This is a genomic window from Pseudoalteromonas sp. 4NS20-0020, assembly GCF_057554385.1.
The window spans coordinates 769355-787030 of the sequence record NZ_BAAJMI010000001.1; the positions used below are offsets into that span (position 1 = coordinate 769355).

Annotated in this window: 18 protein-coding genes; 10 read left to right on the forward strand and 8 right to left on the reverse strand. The window is 40.1% G+C overall.

The window, feature by feature from the left end; translation table 11 throughout:
- Positions 1-203 precede the first annotated feature (203 nt).
- The 9 genes from nlpI (at position 204) to AC27JL_RS03585 (ending at position 8599) form a co-directional block, all read left to right on the forward strand.
- Complete coding sequence (nlpI, locus tag AC27JL_RS03545) at positions 204-1082, forward strand: lipoprotein NlpI (RefSeq protein WP_010555983.1); 879 nt, start codon at positions 204-206, stop codon at positions 1080-1082.
- Between the two features lies 1 nt (position 1083).
- Complete coding sequence (locus AC27JL_RS03550) at positions 1084-2193, forward strand: hypothetical protein (protein WP_487194813.1); 1110 nt, start codon at positions 1084-1086, stop codon at positions 2191-2193.
- Positions 2194-2393: 200 nt separating this feature from the next.
- The gene (locus AC27JL_RS03555; RefSeq protein WP_487194814.1) at positions 2394-5186 is read left to right on the forward strand and encodes a monovalent cation/H+ antiporter subunit A; all 2793 of its coding nucleotides are present in this window, start codon (positions 2394-2396) and stop codon (positions 5184-5186) included.
- On the forward strand, positions 5186-5539 hold the full coding sequence (locus AC27JL_RS03560; RefSeq protein WP_006793383.1) for a Na+/H+ antiporter subunit C: 354 nt from the start codon (positions 5186-5188) through the stop codon (positions 5537-5539). The genes AC27JL_RS03555 and AC27JL_RS03560 overlap by 1 nt, the downstream gene beginning before the upstream one ends.
- On the forward strand, positions 5536-7053 hold the full coding sequence (locus AC27JL_RS03565) for a monovalent cation/H+ antiporter subunit D (protein ID WP_487194815.1): 1518 nt from the start codon (positions 5536-5538) through the stop codon (positions 7051-7053). The genes AC27JL_RS03560 and AC27JL_RS03565 overlap by 4 nt, the downstream gene beginning before the upstream one ends.
- On the forward strand, positions 7053-7589 hold the full coding sequence (locus AC27JL_RS03570; protein WP_006793385.1) for a Na+/H+ antiporter subunit E: 537 nt from the start codon (positions 7053-7055) through the stop codon (positions 7587-7589). Before AC27JL_RS03565 ends, AC27JL_RS03570 begins: the two co-directional genes overlap by 1 nt.
- Positions 7583-7852 carry a K+/H+ antiporter subunit F gene (locus AC27JL_RS03575; protein WP_006793386.1) on the forward strand — a complete coding sequence of 90 codons (270 nt, stop codon included), beginning with the start codon at positions 7583-7585 and terminating at the stop codon, positions 7850-7852. The genes AC27JL_RS03570 and AC27JL_RS03575 overlap by 7 nt, the downstream gene beginning before the upstream one ends.
- A gap of 9 nt (positions 7853-7861) precedes the next feature.
- Positions 7862-8194 carry a Na+/H+ antiporter subunit G gene (locus AC27JL_RS03580; protein ID WP_006793387.1) on the forward strand — a complete coding sequence of 111 codons (333 nt, stop codon included), beginning with the start codon at positions 7862-7864 and terminating at the stop codon, positions 8192-8194.
- A gap of 189 nt (positions 8195-8383) precedes the next feature.
- Positions 8384-8599 (forward strand): TIGR02450 family Trp-rich protein, encoded by a 216-nt coding sequence (locus AC27JL_RS03585; RefSeq protein ID WP_058428609.1) that lies wholly within the window; start codon positions 8384-8386, stop codon positions 8597-8599.
- A gap of 156 nt (positions 8600-8755) precedes the next feature.
- On the opposite strand, the gene AC27JL_RS03590 is transcribed toward AC27JL_RS03585, so the two are convergent.
- Positions 8756-8998: an RNA recognition motif domain-containing protein gene (locus AC27JL_RS03590; RefSeq protein ID WP_006793389.1), complete on the reverse strand. Its 243-nt coding sequence runs from the start codon at positions 8996-8998 to the stop codon at positions 8756-8758.
- Between the two features lie 220 nt (positions 8999-9218).
- On the opposite strand from AC27JL_RS03590, the gene AC27JL_RS03595 reads away from it, so the two are divergent.
- Positions 9219-10496, forward strand: a complete 1278-nt coding sequence (locus AC27JL_RS03595; RefSeq protein WP_487194816.1) for a VCBS domain-containing protein — start codon at positions 9219-9221, stop codon at positions 10494-10496.
- 84 nt (positions 10497-10580) lie between these two features.
- Here the strand turns inward: AC27JL_RS03595 and lipA are convergent, their stop codons facing one another.
- The 7 genes from lipA to mrdA form a co-directional block, all read right to left on the reverse strand.
- Positions 10581-11546, reverse strand: coding sequence for a lipoyl synthase (gene lipA / locus AC27JL_RS03600; RefSeq protein WP_004585911.1), 966 nt, complete (start codon positions 11544-11546; stop codon positions 10581-10583).
- Entirely contained in the window at positions 11543-12196 is a 654-nt protein-coding gene (gene lipB, locus AC27JL_RS03605) for a lipoyl(octanoyl) transferase LipB (RefSeq protein ID WP_006793391.1), read from the reverse strand. Before lipB ends, lipA begins: the two co-directional genes overlap by 4 nt.
- Positions 12197-12215: 19 nt before the next feature.
- On the reverse strand, positions 12216-12494 hold the full coding sequence (ybeD, locus tag AC27JL_RS03610; RefSeq protein ID WP_006793392.1) for a DUF493 family protein YbeD: 279 nt from the start codon (positions 12492-12494) through the stop codon (positions 12216-12218).
- Between the two features lie 169 nt (positions 12495-12663).
- The gene (locus tag AC27JL_RS03615) at positions 12664-13827 is read right to left on the reverse strand and encodes a serine hydrolase (RefSeq protein ID WP_008128128.1); all 1164 of its coding nucleotides are present in this window, start codon (positions 13825-13827) and stop codon (positions 12664-12666) included.
- A gap of 100 nt (positions 13828-13927) precedes the next feature.
- Positions 13928-14692, reverse strand: a complete 765-nt coding sequence (locus tag AC27JL_RS03620) for a septal ring lytic transglycosylase RlpA family protein (RefSeq protein WP_305397870.1) — start codon at positions 14690-14692, stop codon at positions 13928-13930.
- Complete coding sequence (gene rodA, locus AC27JL_RS03625; protein ID WP_006793395.1) at positions 14692-15798, reverse strand: rod shape-determining protein RodA; 1107 nt, start codon at positions 15796-15798, stop codon at positions 14692-14694. Before rodA ends, AC27JL_RS03620 begins: the two co-directional genes overlap by 1 nt.
- Positions 15795-17675 carry a penicillin-binding protein 2 gene (gene mrdA, locus AC27JL_RS03630; protein ID WP_058428612.1) on the reverse strand — a complete coding sequence of 627 codons (1881 nt, stop codon included), beginning with the start codon at positions 17673-17675 and terminating at the stop codon, positions 15795-15797. Before mrdA ends, rodA begins: the two co-directional genes overlap by 4 nt.
- Position 17676 lies beyond the last annotated feature (1 nt).

Sequence of the window (17676 nt, forward strand, 5' to 3'; positions counted from 1 at the left end):
CTTAATCCAGATATTTTCTGGATAATATAAAAGGGGGCTGTTTAGCCCCTTTTTTTATGCTTTAATGAGGGACTTGAATTTAAACAAAGATTATTCAAGGAAGCTAAATTACTTACGATGATACACAACAGTGTATGTGCAACTATGAACCAAATCATTCGTCGTCAGTCATAAGGCTACCAACCTTGGTATTAAGGATTTTAATGATTTTCAAACACATTGCTTTGGCGTCTTTTGCTATTTTGTCTTTAAGCGCTTGCCAAACAACAACCCAATCAGAATCAGCACCTGTAGTAAACGTGCCTTTCACTGCGCCCTTAGCGTCTGATTTTCGCAGTGAAATAGCTATTGCACGTTATTCAGAATTACTTAATAGAGCTGATTTAACGCCAGAGCAACAAGCAAAGTTATATTACGATCGCGGAGTGCTGTTTGATAGTTTAGGCATGACCACTTTATCGCGCATTGACTTTAACCGTGCGGTAAAACTTAAGCCTGACTTAGCTGAGGTGTATAATTTTTTAGGTATTCAACACACATTAATGCAGCAATATGAAAAAGCATATGAGCTTTTTGATTCTGCGTTAGAGCTAGATGAAGAACACGAATACGCTTACTTGAACCGCGGTATTGCGCTTTATTATGGCGATAGGCCCAGTATTGCAAAAACAGACTTCAGTCAATTTTTAGCGCGTTCTCCTAACGACCCGTATCGCGTTTTGTGGGTGTATTTAGCACAAGCTAAATTAGACAAAGATTCAGCAGTTGCTGAGCTAAAAACTAACTCTAAAGCGCTTGATGACTCGCAATGGGCATATCAGTTAATCTCACTTTTTGCGGGTGATATGAGTGAGCATACATTTTTATCTGGTGTAAGCGATGGCGTTAAGTCAGAGCAAGAATATGCCCAGCGTTTGTGCGAAGCTTATTTTTACTTAGCAAAGCTACACCAAGCAGCGGGTGATACCTATGTTGCCGCTGATTATTTTAGATTGGCACTATCTACTAATGTACATGAGTTTATAGAATACAAATATGCTCGCTTAGAGCTTGAACTTTTAATGGAAGCAGACGCAAGTTAGTGTGTTAAAAACAACATTAGCATTACTTTTTAGCTTGTTGGTTGCAGGGTCGAGCAACAGCTATGGTGGTATTGGCTTTTGGCAGGTATTAAATGCCAAAGCCGAACCGCTACAATTATATTGGCAGTTTCCTCGCTACTTTTTAGCAAATATAAATAAACTGCCTAAAAATACTCTTGGCCTACTTGCTAGGCATCACATACCTTCTGCTCAATACGAGTATTCTTTACACCTGATCAAAAAAGACCAAGCTGAAGCAGCGAAGTTATTTTGGCGACTTAGTTTACCAAAAATAAGTAATTTTCAGCTTGCCAAGTTAGCCCAGCAATTACTTGTTAATAAGCAGTGGGACGATCTTAAATTATTAAACACGTTAGGCTACCTAGAGCCTGGTTTTGTATTAAATCACCTTAACTTACACAATGGTGTTATTCACACACAGATCCCCGAACCATTTTTGCACTCATTGGACTTTTTATCGTTAAATTCTACTATTGCGGTAAATAGAAAATGCCAGTTTAATGTTTTAACGATGAGCGATCATCGAAGTGGACTTTATAAATTATCGGCATTAGTCAAAACTTATAATAAAAACCCTGAGCCAAGACAGGACGCTTTTTGCTTTAGTAAGCCCGTGTATGTGGGTGGTGCTTTAAAGTGCAATAATAGCATGAGCGAAGCGGCTAATTGTGATTGGCAATCTACTTTAATAAATAAACAATTTTTAAGAAAATTTGATTTTGTTGTAATGATGCCCAAATATGGAAGTGCTAATGTTAGCCGAGGCATTATGCAATTAAATTCAGATGCCAATTATGGGATTTTCTTGCATGAGCTAATGCACTTTAATGGCTTTGAAGATGAGTATGTTTTACCCAAAGCTAAGCAGGCTTGGTTGTGTAAAATGAGAGGCTTAGTTGCTCCTAACTTGTATATTGCACAAAAAGATGAAAAATCACCAAAAGGTTGGCATAGAAGTAAAAGCTGCCAGAGTGGCGGTGTAGCCTACAAACCAAGTAAAGACTGGTCAATTCTAGAATATCAACAGATAAAGCTCTCTGATCAATACAGGGCCCTTTGGTTAGCACATATAGATAAAATTAAGCGTTAATATGTCTATAACCATTGGTTTTTAAGTCCCTATTTTCTCACTTAAAATTAACTCAACATGCTTCGCTTTTTATAGACAAAATATCTGTTATTGAGTATAACTATTACCATTAATGTCGTTTAAAAACAGGCAGTAAAAGCATCACTTAATGTATAAAAGTGGCGCCCTGATAAACTTATGATTATAAAAGGCCCTACATTATGACTTTGCTCTGGATACCCTTGTTATCCTTGATTGGCAGTGTTATTTCTGCATTCACAGGCAAACTTTCTCGCAATCAAAGTACATTTGCTACTGTGCTTGCACCGTTAACCGCTTTGGGGATTACTTTATACCATGCACCAGCGGTTCTTGCCGGTGAAACTATCCGCTATTCCTTAGCGTGGATCCCCTCTATTGGTCTTGATTTATCGCTTCGTATAGACGGTTTAAGCCTCTTGTTTATGTTTATGATATTAGGCATTGGTTTGCTTGTTATTGTATATACACGTTATTACCTCAGCGCCAATGACTCAATGGCTAAGCTTTACAGCTACTTAATGTTATTTATGACAGCAATGCTAGGCATTGTGATGTCTAATAACGTTATACAGCTATGGCTATTCTGGGAATTAACCAGTATCAGTTCTTTTTTATTGATAAGTTATTGGTGGCATAAATCTGAAGCGCGTAAGGGCGCGCGAATGGCTTTAGCTGTAACAGGGGCGGGTGGTTTAGCACTACTTGGCGGGTTAATGTTGCTAGGTGATATTGTTGGCAGTTATGACTTGGATGTTATTTTGGCAAGTAAAGCCATTATTCAATCCCATGATTTATACGAGTTAGCACTTGTTTTAGTTTTGCTGGGTGCATTTACTAAATCGGCTCAGTTTCCGTTTCATTTTTGGTTACCTCATGCAATGGCAGCACCTACGCCCGTTAGCGCTTACTTGCACTCAGCAACGATGGTTAAAGCCGGTATCTTTTTACTTGCGCGTTTTTATCCAGCTTTAGCTGGAACCGAAATGTGGTTTTTATTAGTTGGTTTAACTGGTTTAGCTACATTGTTATTTGGTGCTTACATAGCGTTATTTAAGCACGATTTAAAGGGGTTACTTGCGTATTCGACAATTAGCCATTTAGGTTTGATCACGCTATTGCTTGGCCTTGATACCGAGCTTGCAACGGTTGCAGCCATATTTCATATAATTAACCACGCAACATTTAAAGCCTCGTTATTTATGGCTACTGGTATTATTGACCATGAAACAGGCACGCGTGATATGCGTAAACTTAATGGTATGTGGCGATTTATGCCTTATACCGCGACTCTTGCAATGGTTGCTGCTGCAGCTATGGCGGGCGTACCTCTACTCAATGGTTTCTTATCTAAAGAAATGTTTTTTGCCGAAACACTACATCAACAAGTACTTGGATCTATGTCATGGTTAATACCGGTACTTGCGACGGTGGCAGGTGCATTTGCAGTCGCCTATTCAGCACGCTTTATTCACGATGTATTTTTTAACGGCGACCCAATAGACTTGCCTAGAACACCGCATGAACCACCACGTTATATGCGTGTGCCAATAGAAATACTGGTTGTGCTATGTATTTTGGTGGGTATTTTCCCAAGCTTTACTGTTGATAGTATTTTATCTGCGGCGTCATTAGCGGTGTTAGGGGAAGCGATGCCAGAGTACAAATTAACAATTTGGCATGGTTTTAATCTACCGTTACTGATGAGTGCAATGGCCGTTGTAGGTGGTTTGTTTATTTACGTGAATCGCAAATATTTATTTCAATTTCAGGCATCACTTCCCACACTTAATGCTAAAAAAACCTTTGAACGTGCAGTGCTGAGTGTAGTTGCATGGTGTCAGAGCAAGATTAACAGCACTGAAAATGGTTCTTTACAGCGCTATTTGGTTATTATGCTGGGTGTCGTATTACTTTGTGCCGGTTGGCCATTATTTGAAATGCAACAATTAGCTGGCAGTATGCCGCGCACACCTGTTGATGTGCATAACGCAATTGGTGCTGGTTTATTAATAATTGGCGCAATAGCCACCGTTATTTGGCACAGGTCGAGAATGGTCGCACTTTTGATGCTGTCTATTGTAGGCTTAATGGTGTCGGTTTTATTCACTCGTTTTTCTGCGCCAGATTTAGCGTTAACTCAGCTTACTGTTGAGGTGGCCACTATTATATTGCTTATGCTTGCGTTGTTCTTTTTACCTCAGCATACGCCTAAAGAGTCTAGCTCGTTGCGAGTACTGCGCGACTTAGGAATTGCCTCTACTATTGGTGTAGTGGTTGCGAGTATTTGTTATGCGATATTAACGCGTCCGTTAAATTCTATTTCTGACTACTTTATCGCTAATGCCAAAACAGGTGGTGGCGGTACAAACGTGGTTAACGTTATTTTGGTCGACTTTAGGGGATTTGACACCCTAGGTGAAATAACGGTACTGGGTATAGCCGCATTAGGTATATTTAAAGTGCTTTCACGTATCCCATTATTTATGCCTGCCAGTGATAGCGAAGGACGTCCATGGGCGCGTGAGCGTTACCCAATATTACTTGCAAGTATTTCACAAAGCTTATTGCCGTTGGCGTTGTTAGTATCAGCGTATATATTCTTGCGTGGTCACAACTTACCAGGCGGTGGTTTTATTGCTGGTTTGGTTACGTCAATTGCTTTCATATTGCAGTACATGGCACATGGCTCTATCTGGATCACCGAGCGTTTTGACATCAACTACCGTAAAATTATTGCCTTGGGGATAGGTATCGCAATGTTTACTGGTGTAGGTAGCTGGTTCTTCGGTCGGCCATTTTTAACCACGTGGTTTGATTATTTTGATATTCCGTTTGTAGGTAAAACAGAACTTGCTAGTGCAATTGTGTTTGACCTTGGCGTGTACCTCACTGTAGTAGGTGCAACATTAATGATTTTAGCTAGTTTGGGTAATATGACTTCCGATGCCCCTAAAAAAGAGGTGAATATTTAATGGAGCTATTATACGCATCGTGCGTTGGTGTATTAGTTAGCTGCGGTATATTTTTACTGTTGAGAGCACGGACGTTTCCTGTAGTACTGGGTCTTACCATGATTTCGTATGCAGTAAACTTATTTTTATTTTCATCGGGGCGTTTAACTATAAATAAAGCAGTGGTACTTGGTACCGGAGCAGATTACGCAGATCCACTTCCTCAAGCCTTGGTTTTAACCGCAATTGTAATTGGTTTTGCGATGACAGCATTTGTGGTTATTTTGGCTATTCGTGGACGTGCTGATTTAGGGAGCGATCATGTTGATGGAAGCCCAGTTAAATCAGCTGCTGTAGTTAAGGAGCAAAAATGATTCAACATTTAGCATCCTTACCTATTTTATTACCTATGCTTGCAGCGGTTATTTTGTTACTTCCACCGTGTGGTAAAAGTGTAAAGATTCGCCGTTACGCATCAAATGCTATGGCGCTTGTTACGTTTGCCGTCAGTGTGTTTTTATTGATACATATTTACAATACAGGCATCAGTGTTTATGCCATTGGTGATTGGTCGGCCCCTTTTGGGATAGTACTTGTGGCCGACAATTTATCAACATTACTCGTAGCGCTAACCTCGTTTTTAGGACTTGGGGCCATTTTATATGGCAGTGCAGGCGATGATGAAAAAGGGAGCTTTTATCACCCACTTGTTCATTTCTTAGTATTGGGTGTTAACGGCGCTTTTTTAACGGGTGATTTGTTTAACTTGTTTGTATTTTTTGAAGTTTTACTTATTGCATCATATGCATTACTTATGCACGGTGGCGACAAACAAAACACACGTGCAGCGCTACAATATGTCATTTTAAATTTAGTGGGCTCAAGTGTATTTTTAATAGGTTTAGGTATTTTATATGGCGTATTAGGTACATTGAATATAGCTGATATGGCGCAAAAGGTATCACAGCTTAATGGTGACGATGTATTTATTGCTAAAGCCGGTGGTTTATTACTACTTATTGTATTTGCTTTAAAAGGCGCATTATTGCCCCTACATTTATGGCTTCCAAATACCTATGCAAGCGCTAAACCTGTTGTTGCAGCCTTATTTGCTATTATGACTAAGGTGGGCGTATATGCCATGCTGCGTGTTTACACCGTTATATTTGGTGAACAGGCGGGTGCACTTGAGCACATGGTACAACCTTGGCTTTGGGGATTAGCAATTGCCACTATTATCGTCGGAGCTATGGGCGCAATAGCCGCCCAAGACTTGCGTAAGTTAACTGCTAATTTAGTGTTAGTGTCTGTAGGTACATTAGTTGCGCTAGTGGCTTTACAAAATGTAAATGCAACGGCTGCATTATTGTATTACCTAGTGCATTCAACATTAGTGAGTGCCGCGTTATTTTTATTAGCCGACTTAATTACTAAGCAACGTGGTAAAGTTGCCGACAGGCTTGTTGGTGGGCGTGCAGTTAAACAGCCGCTTTTACTTGGAGCATGTTTTGTTGTTGCCGCTTTAACAGTAGTAGGTATGCCGCCGTTATCTGGCTTTGTTGGTAAAATATGGATACTAAAATCGACGTTAAATAGTGAGCAGGCCTTAGTATTTTGGCCCGTTTATTTAATAACAAGCTTTGCATTGCTAGTTGCACTTTCTCGTGCAGGTACAAGCTTGTTTTGGGAGAGAAAAGATAAACGCAGCGAAAGCCCAGACTGCGCTGATGCAAACCCATTACAAGTTACGGTAATTATAGGGTTACTCGCATGTTCGCCATTATTAGTTATTTTTGGCGGGCCGATTAGCGAATACATTATAGGTGCTGCTACGCAATTACATGATATTAGCGGTGGCATAAATGCTGTACTAAAAGGAGGCATGTAATGAGACTGCAAGCCCGTTTTCGTTGGTTACCAACACCATTTCGTAGCTTATTTTTGTTTATAGTATGGTTGTTGCTCAATAATAGTGTGTCGGTTGGTCATATTGTACTGGCAACATTTTTTGCTATTTTTATTCCTATTTTAAGCTTCTCGTTTAGAGACCCTCAGCCGCTTATATTAAAGCCAGGGCTAGCTCTAAAACAATTTTTAATTGTACTTTACGATATTATTGTAGCTAATTTACAGGTTGCGTTATTAATTGTTGGGCCTTCCAAAAAATTACGCCCCGCTTTTATTAAAGTCCCCTTAGACTTAACACATGATATGCCGATTACAATTTTAGCAAGCAGTGTGTCGTTAACACCCGGTACTGTAAGTGCGGAGGTGTACCCTATTCCTGAATCGTTAGCACAGGGCGAGGAAATGACACAACGTTATTTGCTCATACATGTACTTGACCTTGATAACGAAGCCGAGCTTATCAAGCATATTAAAAAGCGTTACGAAGCTCCACTAAAGGAGATATTTCAATGTTAGATACCGTATTACTTATCGTTTTTGCCATGATAGGGCTCTCTTTATTACTTAATTTGTGGCGCCTTATTATAGGGCCTTCGATTCCTGATAGAGTTTTAGCCCTTGATACTATGTATATTAATGTTATTGCACTTATTGTTTTATACAGCATAAGTATGGGAACAGGCTTGTATTTTGAGGCTGCATTGTTGATAGCCATGTTAGGGTTTGTAAGTACTGTTGCGGTGTGTAAGTATTTACTACGTGGCGATATAATTGAATAGGGTGGCAAGATGATTAGCGAGTGGGTTGTATCAATTTTATTGTTATTTGGCGGCACGTTTATTTTAATTGGCTCGTTAGGCTTATTAAAACTGCCCGATTTTTTTATGCGTTTACATGGCCCAACAAAGGCCACCACTTTAGGTATGGCAAGTATATTAATTGCCGCCATGGTATTTTTTGCAAACTCTGAAACGGGTTTAAGTGTTAAGGAAATATTGATCACTATATTTCTATTAATTACCGCCCCAATAAGTGGCTATATGTTAATTAAGTCTGCTATTCATCACAAACTTAAGCCAAAAGAGGGAACCAAAGGCCTAGACAATATTGAAGATGATTAAGCTTTATTAATTATCACACTATCTAGGTCGTGCCATAGCAATGAGCGTTCTCAAACCGAATAAACAGATTTATTCGGTTTTTTGTTACTAGAGAAGTCGTTAACGCTTTTATTTAAGAGTGATTAATTGAGCTTAAGAACATAATTGTGCGTATAGAGCCTCACAAATTGACAAGAAACTTTAAATTTTATGAATAACATAAACCCAAAAAAATTACTAAACAGTAAGTGGACTGCAACTCCAGCTATCAATAAAGAAAAACACTTTATCATTGTGGAAGTAGAATACGATGAAGAGGCTAACGTGATAGCGTGTATTACTGAGTCTGTGTTTTCTAAAAACCAATACCCCATTAGTTGGCGCGATCTTAAAAACACAGAAAAATGGCGTCAAGGCTGGAAATAATTTTAATAAATTTATATAAATCAATAGATTGAACTTTAAATATATAGTTAAAGTAGTTTAAAACCATCAATTTTAGGGAAGATCAGATTGATAAAAAGTAATACCAACAATAAAAAACCAGCATTTAGCTGGTTTACAAAAGTGTTTAGCTAACAGCTATTTTTCATCTGCGTATTTTACGCGAATCTTACTTTTATCAACGGTTAATTGATTAAGTGCTTTAATAGCGCTTTTGCTTTCAATATCGTTTGGCATTTCTACAAAGGCAAATCCTTTAGATTGGCCTGTTTCTTTATCGAGTACTAAGTTACAGGTAGTCACTTTGCCGTGCGCTGAAAACAATGTACGAAGATCTTGCTCTGATGTAGTGCGAGATAAGTTACGAACTAATAATTTCATATTTAACCTAAATAATGGTATCGGATAGATTATCTCAAGTAACTTGGTTTTAACCTAATTATATTTTTAGCATCGTTACTTCTATTAGTTTAAAACACTTAACTAGCCCTTAAAGCGAATAATGAGTTATTGGTAATAAATAACTAGTTATTAAAATTAATAATTGGTAAGTTATATTTTTAAAAGTTTACTTACCATTAATGTGTTGGGCTGGTTTGTTATGTCGATATTTCGTTTGAGTGTATTAAATATCTATACTGTGTGCTTTTTAAGTTTTTCATTATTGGGCTGTGGGAGTTCAAGTTCGAAAAATGAGTCGGTCAGCTCTGAGCTGTCGGTACAATCTGCCGCAATTATCAGTGGTGAAATATCAGCAAATATAGAAAACAATCGTCAAAGTGCAGTTGTGGGTGAGCTTTCTATAACAGATGAGCAAGCTGGTGAGGCGGTGTTTATTACTCAGACGAGCAGTCAAACACGTTATGGTATATTTAATATTTCAAGTAATGGTAGTTGGTCTTACACCTTGGACCTCGCTAACACAAACGTGACCGCTTTAGATATAGGTGACACATTACTTGATGAAATAGTAATTAGCTCTGCGGATGGCACTAAAGCGACAATAAGCATTACCGTTGTTGGCGTAGTACAGCCAGATAATTTTGTAGTAAGCGATGAAACAACCCTAAATGCTGATGGCGTTAATTTAGGCCTCAGCGCTTATACGTTAATAGAAAATGTATTTAGTGAAGGCTCAATTGAATCGCCTGATATGTATAGCGGTAATCATGAAGGTGTTATACATATAGTGGAAGATACAGACGATATTGTAGGTAATCACTTTGTATTTTTAGCTCATCGCGATGAAGACCAAGATAAAGACAAAGGCCCAAGTGATCGTCAGCGTAACGAAATTAAGTCCTATGATAAATCACCCCCGGCAACGCTTGCTTTTGAAAATGAAACCGTACAATACAACTGGAAGTTTAAAGTAAGTAGTGAGCTTGAGTTAACGAGTAAATTCAGTCACTTTTTCCAAATAAAAGCCCGTAACGATACCAACGACAATACCAATGGTAACGACGATCAACCTATCATTACGCTCTCTGGTGCTCAAAAAAACAGTACAGGGAACCAGTTGCAAGTAAGGTATAGCGCAGGTTTTGATGAAAACGGTAACAGTACAGGACTTGATAAAAACCTTTTAGAAACAGATTGGTCACTTATAACCGATGAGTGGATACAGGTTTTTGTTCAAGCCACATTTAGCGAGGAGGGGCAATTTGAGATGACCCTTACCCGCTTAAGCGACAATGAAGAACTATTGAATATAAACGAGCAAAACATAGATATGTGGCGAGGCGTTAGCGATGATGACTTTGCACGCCCTAAATGGGGAATTTACCGCTCAATAGTAGAGACCGATAGCCTTCGCGCTGAAGAAGAACAGGTACGATTTGCTGATTTTGTGATTAAGAAAGGTTCTTTAATAAAGTAATCGACATAATACAATTATAAAATCCACAAAAAAGCCCTTAGTAATTTAATTACCAAGGGCTTTTTTAATGCATTTTAAAAGTAATTATTTTACTTCTTTACCGGCAGCTTGTTGGTCAGCGTGGTAGCTTGAACGAACGAATGGGCCAGAGGCTGCATGTGTAAAGCCAATTTCATCAGCGTACTCTTTCAACGCGTCAAATTCCGCTGGTGGCACGTAACGTTTAACTGGCAAGTGATGCTTAGAAGGCTGTAAGTATTGGCCAACGGTAAGCATGTCAACGTTATGAGCACGTAGATCACGAAGTACTTCTTCTATTTCGCTAATCTCTTCACCTAGACCAACCATTAAGCCAGACTTAGTTTTTACTTCTGGGTGTGCTTCTTTAAAACGACGAAGTAATTCTAACGACCATTTGTAATCGGCACCTGGGCGCGCAAGTTTGTATAGACGCGGTGCTGTTTCTAGGTTGTGGTTGAACACATCAGGCGGTGTCTCAATTAAAATTTCAAGAGCACGGTCCATACGGCCACGGAAATCGGGTACTAAAATCTCAATAGTAATAGTTGGGTTGTGCTTACGGATTTCGCGAATACAATCGGCAAAATGCTGTGCGCCGCCATCACGTAAATCATCACGGTCAACCGAGGTAATTACAACGTAGCTAAGCTTCATGTCTTTAATAGTTAGTGCAAGCTTTTCAGGCTCTGCTGCATCAGGTTTTAATGGGCGACCATGAGCAACATCACAAAATGGGCAACGACGCGTACAAATAGCACCTAAAATCATAAAGGTTGCTGTACCGTGGTTAAAACACTCTGATAGGTTTGGGCATGATGCCTCTTCACATACTGAGTGTAAGCCGTGCTTTCGCATTGCTTGTTTAATACCGTCAATACGCTCTGTTGACTTTGGTAAGCGAATTTTAAGCCACTCTGGCTTACGCAACATTTCAGTTTTTTCTGTTGGCAAAACTTTAACGGGGATCAACGCCATTTTTTCTGCGTCGCGTAGTTTTACACCTGGTTCCATTTTGACTGGTTTATTCATTCGTTTTCAAACCCTTCAGTATGCTTAACCTGTGCTGCATTAAGCTTTTTAATCATGTGTTTTACGAGTCCTTCACCTGCGCTTTGTAGGTTTTGAGGACCCTCTAATTCTTTTGTTTGCACCATATTCATACCGGCATAACCACACGGGTTGATGCGTAAAAATGGACTTAGGTCCATGTTAACATTTAATGCTAAGCCATGAAATGAGCAGCCGCGGCGAACTCTTAAACCCAATGATGCAATTTTGCTGTCGTTAACGTAAACACCAGGGGCGTCGGCTTTAGCGTATGCTTCAATATTGTATTCAGCAAGCGACTCTATAATGCACTCTTCGAGCCAAGTAACAAGTTCACGCACACCTATCTTTAAACGACGTAGGTTAAATAATACGTACATCATTTGTTGGCCAGGGCCGTGGTAGGTAACTTGGCCACCGCGATCAACTTTAATTACTTCAATGTCGCCAGGGGCAAGTAAATGCTCGTCTTTTCCTGCTTGGCCTTGAGTAAATACACTTTCGTGCTCTACAAGCCAAATTTCATCAGGGGTATTTTCATCACGTGTATCGGTAAAGTCTTGCATTTTTTGCCAAATAGGCATGTAACGCTGGCGACCTAATTGGCGTACGATTAAAGTGTTTTCGCTCACATCAAATCTCAACTATGGCTTAAAGCATATGGCGTACGTCATCGATATTACTGATCACGTTGTAAATTTCTTCAATGTGTTTACCACTTGTAACCGTAGCTACTAGCGTAACAGACTCATAATTACCTTTACTGCTTGGTTTTACTTTTGGTGCGTAGTCGCCCGGAGCAATAGGTTGTAATTTTGCTAATATCTGATCTGTTAAATTAACGTTGGCTAAACCCATAATTTTAAATGTAAATGGGCAAGGGTACTCTAGGTACTCATCAAATTTAGTATTTTTAACTGGTTGAACCACGTTAGTGACTCCTCATACAAAAGTGTGAACTCTATGTAAAGCACGAAGCTTAATACAGATAGGCGTTTAGCAGTGATGCATATATGGGGCGCATTCTAGCATTTTTCAAGCAAAAAAAAACGCCTCACAATGGAGGCGCTTAAATTATATATACTTAGTCATTTACAAGTTATTGCATGATCTGTAAACGTAAGTAGTCATAAATTTTACTAAAGAAGCTGCCTTCTTCCACTTCTTCAAGTGTCACTAGTGGGTATTGCGCAATGTCTTCCCCTTCTAGTTGCAAGAATAAAGTGCCTACTTTAGTGCCTTTAGCTAATGGTGCTTCAAGGGTGTTGTCTAGCTCAAAGTTAGCTTTTAGGTTTTTATGCTGACCACGTGGAATAGTGATAGGTGTGTCTTCTAAAATACCTAACGATACATTTTCTTTGTTACCCATCCAAATGCGCTGCTCTGCAAAGCTGTCGCCCGCTTTGTAAGGTGTAATTGTTTCAAAAAAGCGAAAGCCGTAGTTAAGTAGTTTTTTGCTTTCTACTTTACGTGCACGCTCGCTTGAGGTGCCCATAACAACAGCAATTAAACGCATACCATTTTTAGTGGCTGATGTAACTAAGCTGTAGCCAGCTTCAGACGTGTGGCCTGTTTTTATACCATCTACGTCTAAGCTTTCATCCCATAATAGTGAGTTACGGTTGTATTGCTTAATACCATTGTAGGTGTATGATTTTTCTTTATAAATAGCATACTCTTCAGGTACATCTCTGATAAGTGCGGCGCTTAGCGTGGCCATATCACGTGGTGTAGTATAGTGCTCATCTGTATCAAGGCCATGGCTATTAATAAAGTGGCTGTTAGTCATACCTAATTTAGCAGCGTGAGCATTCATTAAGTCGGCAAAAGCACTTTCACTGCCAGCTATGTGCTCAGACATAGCAACACAGGCGTCATTCCCTGATTGAATAATAATGCCATGATTGAGCTCATCAACACTAATTTGCTTACCCACTTCGATAAACATTTTTGAAGACTCTGGGAAGTTTTTTGCCCATGCTTTTTCGCTAATTGTAACCATGTCGGTAGGGGCTATGTTACCAACTTTAATTTCTGTACCAATTACATAACTGGTCATCATTTTAGTTAAGCTTGCTGGCGCAAGTTTAGTATCGGCTTCGCCTTCAGCAATAACCTTACCTGTTGTAAAGTCTACTAAAAAATAACCCTTTGCATTAACTTGAGGTGGTGCCGGAATAATTTGGGCGCTGGCTGAAAATACGGCGGCTGAACAAACTAAGCCACATACACCTTTGAGGATTTTATGTTTAATTGATTTCATCATACTCATTAATGGTTAAAGTTAAAAATTCGCGTTACGCCATTCTATACCCAAACACCCCCGAGATGCGAGTGTGGTTAGGCTGGTTTGGGTATTTGTCTTACTGAGTGTAAAGCAAGAACGCGTTTTGAAATTGATTTTGTTTTAATTTTTTTAATACTTTTTCTGCATGTTGGGCGTTTTGTATTGGCCCCAAATGTAATCTGTAAATAGTGTCTTTTTTTACAATGTTTGTTGGTAATTTATATTGTTGGCGTAAGCGTTGTGCAAGGGCTTCAATATTTGCCAATGTACTGCCTGCAGCTACTTGAATATACGTTTTATTAGCAGCGGAATTCGAAAGCGTAACCGCTTCAAGCTTAACCTTTGCTGTACCGTGTGTATAGTAGCCTAGCTTGTATGCGGCCGCATATGACAGGTCGATAATTCTGTCATCATGAAAAGGCCCACGGTCGTTTACGCGTACAATTACTGACTTACCATTTTGCGTGTTTGTAACACGAACAAAACTAGGTAAAGGTAATGTTTTATGCGCCGCGGTCATGGCAAACATATCGTATATTTCACCATTTGAAGTGTGGTATCCGTGAAACTTTCTGCCGTACCACGATGCAATGCCTTCTTCTTTGTAACCCGTTTCGTCAAGCATTGGGGTATACCGTTTACCTAGCACCTCGTAGGGGCGAGAAGCACTAGCACTTTTTTGCACCTCAGTAACAATAGCATCTTGCATTTCAAGCGCTGTGGGTGCTCTAAGAGGGGCTGAATCATGGCGCATATGGTAACGCCCACTCGAACCACTACTACAGGCACTGACAGTGATAGTGATTAAGATGATTATTAGAATCTGAGCGTAACGTTGCATTATTTTAAAAGCATCCTTTTGTCTGTTGCAATCGACATAATAATACCAAAGCCGGCCATTAGCGTAATCATCGATGTGCCACCATAACTTATCAGGGGTAAGGGCACACCAACAACAGGTAGTAGTCCCGATACCATGCCAATATTTACAAATATATAAACAAAAAAAGTTAAAGTCAGTGCGCCAGCTAACAGCTTTCCAAATGCGTCTTGTGCATTTACTGCAATATATAAACTGCGGCCAATTATAAACAAATACAAGCTAAGTAAAACGCAGACACCAAATAAGCCAAACTCCTCACTTAATACCGAAAAAATAAAATCGGTATGCCGCTCTGGTAAAAACTCAAGTTGTGACTGTGTACCTTGCAACCAGCCTTTACCTTCGACACCGCCAGAACCAATGGCTATTTTAGATTGAATAATATGATAACCCGAGCCAAGAGGGTCGCTCTCCGGATCTAAAAATGTCAGTACGCGTTGTCGTTGATAAGCATGCATGCCGTACTGCCAAAATGGCCATGCAGCTAATGCAACTGCTGCACTTAAAAAGCTAATTAATCGCCAGCTCAAACCTGATAAAAAAAGTACAAATATGCCAGAGCTTGCAATCAGTATTGATGTTCCTAAGTCTGGTTGCTCTTTAATTAATAATGTAGGCAGCATTACTATCGCAAAGCCAAAAATTAAGTGTAGTGGTCGTGGTGGTAAATGTTTACGGCCAATATACCAAGCTACCATCATAGGTACTGCTAGCTTCATTAATTCTGAAGGTTGAAAGCGAGTTAACCCCAAATCAAGCCAACGTTGCGCGCCTTTAGAGCTCACACCAAATAACAACACACCAACCAGCATTAATAACCCAACGCAGTACATCGGTATAGTGAGTCTTTTCAGTGTCGCGGGAGGAATTTGTGCAAGTACTACCATGGCAATGATGGCCACACCCATCCGCGTCATGTGTCTTATCATCATCGCTGACTCTTGGCCACTTGCGCTGTACACAACCGTAATGCTTCCAGCCATCATAAGTAAAATGGCAATAAGTAAAGGCAAATCTAAATGCATGCGCATCCAAATAGAGCGCTTGTCATGCAGGGCGGTCATAGGGTGTTATTCCTTGCCAGTTCAACAGGGTTAGCTGCAAAGTAATAATCCATTAACTGTCTGGCAATAGGTGCGCCAACCGTGCTGCCACCACCATTATTTTCAACAACAATAGACACAACTATTTGAGGATTATTGTAAGGGGCAAACCCCACATAAATGGCATTATCGCGTTGTCGCTCTTTAAGTGATTCTGCATCGTACTTTTCACCTTGTGCAATGCTCACAACTTGTGCCGTGCCCGTTTTACCTGCAGGGTCGTAGTTTACGCCCTTAAACGCTTTGTGGGCGGTGCCTGTGACTTTAGTTACGGTATTATGCATAGCATCAATGGCTATACGCCAATTGTCAGGATTGTTCAGTACTACAGGTGGCTTTTCTTCATTATTTATTTGCGTCACATCGTCCTCTTTTTTAGCCACTTGCGCTAAGTGAGGAGGGTGGTTAACCCCTTTGTTAACAAGTATGTTAGTTGCATTAGCAATTTGAATGGGTGTGGCGGTCCAATACCCTTGGCCAATGCCTACAGAAATTGTATCGCCAGGCCACCAAGACTCTTTAAATCTGTTTTCTTTCCATTCTTTTGAAGGCAATATCGCGGTGGTTTCTTCGTGTATATCAATACCCGATAGATCGCCAAAACCAAAATGCGCCATAAAATTACTAATTTTTGTAATGCCTAATCGGTACGCGGTATCGTAAAAGTACGTATCGCACGACTCTTCAATGGCTTTGTATACATCCACATGGCCATGCCCCCAACGTTTCCAGTCACGCCATTTGTGCTCTACGTTTCGTATTTCAAAAAAGCCCGGATCCCACATGGTTGTCCCTTCCGTCACCATGTTTTCTTCAAGTGCTAAAATAGCCATATGCGGTTTAATGGTGGATGCTGGTGCGTATCGGCCTTGGGTAGCCCTATTAATGAGTGGGCGATCTGGGTTAAGAAGTGCCTTATAATTTTTACTGCTAATACCGTGTACAAATAAATTGGGGTCGTAGCTTGGGTTCGAATATAGCGCAAGTATTCCGCCATCTTTTGCATCCATTACGACAACCGCACCGCGCATGTCTTTGAGTGCATGTTGGGCTATTTGTTGCAGGCCGATATCGAGCGTTAACACTAAATCACTACCTGGCTGTGGGGGAAGCATACTCAGGGTGCGGATAACACGACCACGGTTATTAACTTCTACACGTTGCGAACCGACTTGACCATGTAAAAGTTGCTCGTAGTATTTTTCAATACCGAGTTTGCCAATATCGTGGGTTGCACGATAGTTTGTGGCTTGGCCTTCTTGTTCGAGCTTGTTCAGCTCTTTTCGGTTTAGCTTTGCAACATAACCTAGGGCATGAGTAAGCGTGTCGCCGAATGGGTAATAACGTGCTAAACGGGCTTCGATACTAAACCCGGGAAATTTATGCTGGTTAACCGAAAAGGTAGCAACATCGGCTTCATCAAGGCGCGCTTTAAGTACTTGTGATTTAAAACGGCGCGTGTTTTTTATATCTTTTAAAAAATCTTGTTTTTCTTGTTCTGTAATCGTGATTAGTTGGCTTACTTGCTCAAGTGATTTTTCAAGGTTATCAACCTCCTCGGGGATCACCTCGAGATTATAAACGGGTTTGTTCTCAGCAAGCAGTACACCGTTTCGGTCGTAAATTAAACCGCGATTAGGTGCAATAGGAATAACTTTAATACGGTTGTCGTTGGAGCGGGTTTGATAATCTTGGTGGTCTTTTACCTGAATGTTGTAAAGATTAGTAATTAAAACAGCTACTAACCCTAATACAAAAACAAAACCCACAAATGCACGCCGTGCAAACAAATTTGCTTCTGCGGAGTGATCGCGAATAGTGGGTCTTTGTTTTAGCATG